General features: G+C 65.8%; 1 protein-coding gene. It reads left to right on the top strand.

Annotated elements, in window-relative coordinates; genetic code table 11:
- The first annotated feature begins 185 nt into the window (after positions 1 to 185).
- Positions 186 to 755: an SMI1/KNR4 family protein gene (locus ABD323_RS42535; RefSeq protein WP_344368759.1), complete on the top strand. Its 570-nt coding sequence runs from the start codon at positions 186 to 188 to the stop codon at positions 753 to 755.
- The last annotated feature ends 15 nt before the right edge of the window (positions 756 to 770 follow it).

The raw sequence follows: 770 nt of genomic DNA on the forward strand, positions 1-770 counted from the left end.
GCCCCCGCATGGGGCGCCCCCCCCATTGCGGGTCGGCGGTCGTTGGTGGCTCGCCGGGGTCTGTGGTCGGTGACTATGGGCTACGGTGCGAACCTCCTGGAAGGCCGGTCCCAGCAGAGCGCTTGGCGTCGTCGCCGTCGGTGGCACAGGTGAATATGTGCTGGATGGGCTCAACCCGAGCCGCGATGGAAGGACTCCTGATGCATCCGAGTGTGGCCAGGCTTGTCGAGCTGATGCCGCCGCATCCCGATGCCGGCGATGCGCTCGACTGGGACGAGGCGACCCGGAGGTGGGGCACGGACTTCCCTACGGACTACCGCGACTTCGTGTCCCTCTACGGCGGCGGTTCCATCGGCTTCGGCTTCCACATAGGACTACCGTTGGCGGTCGCCACCGGAGTCCGAGGCCCGATGACGTTCGAGGGGCTGAACGAGTACGGATACGGCCTGCTGAACCTGGAACCGGATGAGGATCCCGAACTTCGCGGCCGGATCTCCTGGGCCACCGACTGCAGTGCCAACCACGCCTTCTGGAACACGTCTGATCCGGATCCAGACAGGTGGACCACCCTCGTACTGAGCGGGTACGGGGAGTGGACCGATCACGGCTGCGGCATGGTCGACTTCCTTGTCGGCCTCATGACCGAAGAGATCACCGGCATGGGAGGCTTCTCTCCCGAGCGGCCGATCTTCCTGAACTGGCGCGAAGAACGGCGCCTCAGGGAGGCAGGAATCGACCCCTGGCCTCACACCTGACCCTGCGAATTCGGG

It is taken from the genome of Kitasatospora nipponensis, assembly GCF_039528135.1.
In the GTDB taxonomy this organism is placed as follows: domain Bacteria; phylum Actinomycetota; class Actinomycetes; order Streptomycetales; family Streptomycetaceae; genus Kitasatospora; species Kitasatospora nipponensis.

Excerpts from the sequence above, each read along its gene's own strand:
- ABD323_RS42535 (WP_344368759.1), top strand. The coding sequence starts at position 186 with ATGGAAGGACTCCTGATGCATCCGAGTGTGGCCAGGCTTGTCGAGCTG.